Raw genomic sequence first — 6345 nt, 5'->3', positions numbered from 1 at the left:
AGGATAGCGGCGCGGATGCTTTCGGCCATATAGGCGGAAAAGTGTAGCGTCAGGGCTAACACGGCGGCACTGAAGGCGTCCATGCCGACGAAAATTGGAAATACTTGGGGTAAACCATAGTAGAGCAGAAACATTTGTACGAGTAACGGGGTGCCACGGAAGAAGGAGATAAATAAGATCACCAACTGATTGGCTACCTTGATCTCGAACACGCGTATAACCGCCATCCCAACCGCCATCACCAGAGCGAAGAAAAAGCCCACCAAGGCCATTTCCATGGTAACGCCTAGATATTTGAGTAATATCGGTAATAGTTCAAAGGTATATTCGTAGTCAAATTGCATCATTTAGTCGTAATGTCGGCGTCGAACCATTTGTTCGAGATAGCGGCCAGTGTACCATCGGCGCGCATAGAGGTTAATGCTTTATCGACCTTGTTACGAATCACATCTTTTTCTGCAGACTTGACGAACGGCAAGGCATTCTCAATGGTTTCAAAGGGCTTGCCGGCAAGTTGCAAGGGTAATCTTGATTTTTTAATCAACTCGGCAGACGAGACTCTATCCATCACAAACGCATCGATACGACCCAGGGCTACGTCCTGTTCAAAACCAGCATCATAGGTGATGATGGTTATTTCATTGTTATGGTCGAAGTTACGCAGTAACTGCTCGAAGTTTGAGCCAAGATTTACGGCTACTTTTTTGCCTTTAAGATCGGCAATGCCCTTTATTGTGTCATTACCTTTACGTACGACAACCTGGGCCCCATCGATGACGTAAGCCACGGAGAAGTTATACTTCTCTAGTCGCGCCGGTGTGATCGTAATTTGGTTAGCGATCGTATCGATATGACCCGCTTCGAGCATGCCAAATAAGCCGGAAAAATTTGAGGTTACAAATTCAATCTTGCTGTCGGTACGGGTACCGATTTCATTCCATACGTCTACTTCAAACCCTTGTAATACATCTCTTTTAACAAATGTGAATGGGAAGTAACGGCCGGACATACCCACTTTAATCACCTCTTCTGCTTCGGCTTTGGCCATGACAGAGGCTGATGCCGCGATAGTGGATATGAGCAGTAATGCTGTGGTAAGTAGTCGTTTCATGGAGAGTGTCTCAGCTAAGATCTAATTGCTTAAATTATATCGAAATAACAACATCGATATAAATACTAAAAAGTTATATAGAATAACAGTATAGATCAGCGCGAACGACAGTGTTCACAATATATACTGCCATCTTGTTTGACGTTATCTGGTGATGCTAGTTCAACAAGCAGGGCCACCATTACGACTAACTCATTGAAAATCTGCACTAGACTCGATATGTTATTGACTAACAATGGATTGTACGATTTTTATAAAGAAGGTTAAATATGGATATTTTAGAAGGTGTAGTATCAAATGTTAGTCAACAAACTAAAACTAGTGGTTCTTTTGACAATAGGGGAGGAAGAATTAGCTCCTCGACAAATATCACATTCAGGGTTGATAACAAACCAATCTCTATTCTTCTTCATGATCACATAGATATTGCAGAAGGTGAGCGTGTAACTGTTGCCGGTGTTCAAAAGCAAAATATTTTGCCGCCTATGCGGTGAAAAATGAGGTGACAGGGGCTATATATGGGCACAAAACATCATCAATTATAGTGCTCTTTGTATATTTATTTGCCTTGTTTTGCTTGGGGTTATCATTTGTCATTATAGGTATTCTCCCATTTATAGGGTGTATAGCATGGATAAAAAAGAACAATTTATATAGTGACTCAATGACCGTTCTTGAAAATCGTACTGCATAGTATTGCTTAGATCCTAAGTTACCAAGGAAAACAGACCGTCAAATAACTATGGGTGTCCTGATTCTTAATCATGGGTGTCCTAATTCTTAATCAAAGGGGAAATAACTGTGGGTGTCCTGATTCTTAATCAAAGGGGAAATAACTGTGGGTGTCCTGATTCTGGCCTCCTGATTACTTCCTGCTGTCATCCCGGCGAAGGCCGGGATCCATTCTTAGCTTGTGTGATTTTCGGCCTCATGCTTCCCCAAGATTAATTGCATGATGAGCATGCAGGGAACAGGGAACAGGGAACATACACTCACGGGTAAGGGTATTTAGAGCTGCTATCAGCGTATGCGGTGGCGATAATCAAAGGGAAAATAACTATGGGTGTCCTGATTCTTGGCGCACTAGATTTGCAAGTACCGCCTAAACCTACAATCTCCTTCGACGTTGCCAAAATGACAAGGTCTCCGAGGAGTCGTAGGTACTTTAGACTGCCTAAAGAGCAAGCTCCCGGCCTAAAAAACACCGGCACGACAGAATAGACTCCAGCCTAAAAAACGCGGGACGATACAATGGATTCCGGCTTAAAAGCATTGCCGGAATGACAGAATCTAAAGGGTTTTCGGAATGACGGAGGGAAGACAGGGCTGCTCTGGGCTGCCCTGTGTTTTATTCGCCCTGTGGCTTATTCGGTAGTCGCGTTCTGGAATTAGCTGGTTGAAACCGGGCTGTCGTGGTGTGCTTTCAATCGTTGGAACAAGACATCTTTCAAGTTCGCGCGTTGTAATTTTAGCTGATGCATATGCTCGTCATCGGTTGGACTGCCGTCAATTTCTAGCTGACGAATATCATAATCCAGAAGGTGATACTGCTTGGACAATTTGGTGAATGCTTCGTCTTTATAATTCAAATAAACAATGTCTTGTTTATATTCTGGGAAGTCGAAAATAAGCGCATGGTTCTCATTTAGCATAGGTAACCCCTGAACGGTGAACTGAAATTAATTATTTAGCACTGCCGACACTATAGCACTATGAAGTTCAGTCATGATCGGGGTCAGATCATACTTTCTTCACTTCATCCAAGCATCCGCAGGCGACAGCTATTCCTCGTTGGTATTCCTAAAAAACAAGTCGATGGTGCTCCATACATCATTCGATATTCCCTCCACTGACCCATAGCGATATGGAAAATGTCTTTAAAGCGTATGGAACGCTTATGACCGTGGAGGTCTACTCCCGACTAAAAAGCATTGCCGGAATACATAGATGATATGCCGTATAGCAATCACGGCATTGGTGAATCTGGCCTATAGGCCTGCGATACGTCAAATATCACTCATGCATTTCCCACGTCCTTGTAGGGTCAGATAGGGAATGTCTTATCTATGTCAGGAACATACAAGACTATTCACATAAGATGGCAATCCTCTTTGCCCTACTCTTGATTGCGAGAAGAGGAGGAACCTTGGGTTCTACATCCAAACGGAGTTTGGAAAGTGAAAGCGAAATCCCGGCTAAAAGAACACCGGGATGACGATGTCGCTAACAGGATGACAATCAAAAAGAGTCAATATTCTCAATTCCCGCAGCTTTGTTTTAGGCCTTGGGCCACCGAGTAAACAAGTTTGCTCTTGTCTATTCTGTGTCAGTCTATTCGGGATCGTAGTCCAATACCGGAGAAAGCCATCTCTCCGTCTCTGTCACGCTCATGCCCTTACGCCGCGCGTAATCTTCTACCTGATCCTTGCCAATATTGGTCACGCCAAAGTAGCGCGACTTAGGATGGGCGAAGTACCAGCCAGACACTGCCGCCGTGGGGAACATGGCGTAGCTCTCGGTGATATTAAGGCCGATAGTCTCATCGGGTTTTAACAGATCCCAGAGCAGGCCCTTCTCGGTGTGGTCGGGACACGCTGGGTAACCCGGCGCCGGACGTATGCCCTTATATTTTTCACGGATTAGCGCTTCGTTATCTAATACTTCATCGCTGGCATAACCCCAGAACTCCTTACGCACACGTTCGTGCATACGCTCGGCGAAGGCTTCGGCCAAACGGTCGGCTAAACACTTGAGCATGATGGCGCTGTAGTCATCGTGGTCGGCCTCGAAACGCGCAATATGCTCGTCGATACCGTGCCCTGTGGTGACGGCGAAACCGCCCATGTAGTCGGCCACGCCGCTGTCTTTGGGCGCGACGAAGTCGGCCAGGCAGAAGTTGTCGTTGCCCACACGCTCTATCTGCATGCGCAGGTGGTGCAGGGTCATTATGGGTTGCTCACGCGACTCATCCGTGCCATCACAGGAGTACAGCTCGATATCGTCATGGTTGACGGTATTGGCCGGGAACAGGCCGATAACAGCCTTGGCGGTGAGCCATTTCTCATCGATGATCTGCTTCAGCATGGCCTTGCCATCGGCGAACAGCTTGGTGGCCTCTTCGCCGACGACCTTATCGGTCAAGATCTTAGGGAAGTGTCCGTGTAGCTCCCAGCTGCGGAAAAACGGCGTCCAGTCGATTCGTTCGACTAGGTCTTCCAATGGATAGTCATCAAATACCTGACGCCCCAGTTGATTAGGGATAAACGGGGTGTAGTTGTCCCAGTCGTGCTGGCAGCGATTCTCACGGGCCGCTTCGATACTGGTGATGATCTTACGTTTGGTTTGTGACAGGCGCTTCACGCGCATCACATCGTATTCTTGATAGGCGGCGTCGATAGTGGCCTGACGCGTCTGGTTATTAATCAGCTTAGACACCATAGGCACGGCGCGGGATGCGTCGGCGATATAGATGGCGCCCGTCGGCGAGTGGGGGGCTATTTTCACCGCGGTGTGAATTTTTGAACAGGTTGCGCCGCCGATGATGATTGGAATGGTTAAGCCGGCCTTATGGAAGCGCTTAACGTTATGCACCATCTCATCCAGACTCGGGGTGATAAGCCCAGACATGCCGATGATGTCGACGTTCTCGGCTATGGCCACGTCGATGATCTTCTCCACCGGCACCATGACCCCAAGGTCGATAACATCATAGCCGTTACAGGCCAGTACCACGCCGACAATATTTTTACCGATATCGTGCACGTCACCCTTTACTGTGACCATTAAGATCTTGCCGTTCGATTGACCGGGCGTCTTCTCTTCTTCGATATAAGGGTTGAGGTAGGCGACGGCTTTTTTCATCACTCGAGCAGACTTAACCACCTGGGGCAGGAACATCTTGCCCGAGCCGAACAGGTCACCGACCACATTCATGCCATCCATCAAGGCGCCTTCGATCACGTCCAGTGGACGGCTCGACGCCGCTCGCGCCTCTTCGGTGTCTTGGTCGATATAATCTGTGATGCCTTTTACCAGGGCGTGAGCCAGGCGTTTATTGACCTCCCAGCTGCGCCATTCGAGTTCTTCCTTCTTGGCTATTTGACTGCCGTCACCGCGGAACTTCTCGGCGACTTCTAATAACAGGTCGGTGTTATTGGTGGCATCGCCATTCTTATCTACAGCGGTGCAAGGCAGGTTGCCGACGATGGCCTCGACCCTTTCCTTAAGCTCAGGGTCGATGTCGTCATAGATGGCTAATTGACCGGCGTTGACGATACCCATGTCCATGCCAGCTTGAATTGCGTGGTAGAGGAACACGGCATGAATCGCTTCTCGGACCGGGTTGTTACCGCGGAAGGAGAAGGAGACATTTGATACACCGCCGGAGATCATCGCATGGGGCAAGGTGCGCTTTATCTCAGCGGTGGCCTCGATAAAGTCGACGGCGTAGTTGTCGTGCTCTTCGATACCCGTGGCGATGGCGAAAATATTGGGGTCGAAGATAATATCTTCCGGTGGGAAGCCCACCTTATCCACCAATACTCGATAGGCGCGGGTACAGATCTCTATCTTGCGCGCCTTCGTATCGGCCTGACCCTGTTCGTCAAACGCCATGATGATGGCGGCGGCGCCGTAGCGCTTCACTAAGGTGGCCTGCTGGATAAACTTCTCTTCACCTTCCTTGAGGGAGATGGAGTTAACGATGCCTTTACCCTGAATACACTTGAGACCAGCCTCGATCACTTCCCACTTAGAGGAGTCGATCATGATAGGCACCCGAGAGATGTCGGGCTCGGAGGCGATAAGGTTGAGGAACTTGTGCATGATCTCGGCGCCGTCGAGCATGCCTTCATCCATGTTGATATCGATGATCTGGGCGCCGTTTTCTACCTGTTCTCGAGCCACAGAAAGTGCCTCTTCGAACGCACCTGTCTTGATGAGGCGTAAAAACTTGGCCGAGCCGGTGACGTTAGTACGCTCACCCACGTTAAGGAACAGCGAGTTTTCATCTATAGTCAGCGGCTCAAGGCCGGCCAGACGACAGGCCACCGGGATGTCGGGCAGCGGACGAGCTGGGTACTTGATCACGGCTTCACGAATGACGCGGATATGATCCGGCGTGGTGCCACAGCAGCCACCGATTATATTGAGGAAGCCTTCCTGGGCCCATTCGCCAATAATATCGGCCATCTGTTTGGGCGTTTCATCATAACCGCCGAACTCATTGGGCAGGC

Annotated in this window: 5 protein-coding genes; 1 reads left to right on the top strand and 4 read right to left on the bottom strand. The window is 48.7% G+C overall.

Annotated elements, in window-relative coordinates; all coding sequences use genetic code 11:
- Together HRU42_RS20210 and HRU42_RS20205 are read right to left on the bottom strand one after the other, a co-directional pair.
- On the bottom strand, nt 1–344 hold a 344-nt coding region (locus tag HRU42_RS20210; RefSeq protein WP_295033784.1), incomplete at its 3' end, for an ABC transporter permease subunit.
- Entirely contained in the window at nt 344–1111 is a 768-nt protein-coding gene (locus HRU42_RS20205) for an amino acid ABC transporter substrate-binding protein (protein WP_295033782.1), read from the bottom strand. The genes HRU42_RS20205 and HRU42_RS20210, both read right to left, overlap by 1 nt.
- Nucleotides 1112–1380: 269 nt before the next feature.
- Here HRU42_RS20205 and HRU42_RS20200 point away from each other — a divergent pair, with 269 nt between their 5' ends.
- Complete coding sequence (locus tag HRU42_RS20200) at nt 1381–1605, top strand: hypothetical protein (RefSeq protein ID WP_295033780.1); 225 nt, start codon at nt 1381–1383, stop codon at nt 1603–1605.
- Nucleotides 1606–2499: 894 nt separating this feature from the next.
- Here the strand turns inward: HRU42_RS20200 and HRU42_RS20195 are convergent.
- Nucleotides 2500–2763 (bottom strand): YdcH family protein, encoded by a 264-nt coding sequence (locus HRU42_RS20195; RefSeq protein WP_295033779.1) that lies wholly within the window; start codon nt 2761–2763, stop codon nt 2500–2502.
- 679 nt (nt 2764–3442) lie between these two features.
- The coding region (gene metH / locus HRU42_RS20190) for a methionine synthase (protein WP_295033778.1) at nt 3443–6345 on the bottom strand (2903 nt) is incomplete at its 5' end.

The sequence above is a fragment of the Shewanella sp. genome (assembly GCF_013214165.1).
Lineage (GTDB): Bacteria > Pseudomonadota > Gammaproteobacteria > Enterobacterales > Shewanellaceae > Shewanella.
This window is presented reverse-complemented; position numbering and strand designations above follow the sequence as displayed.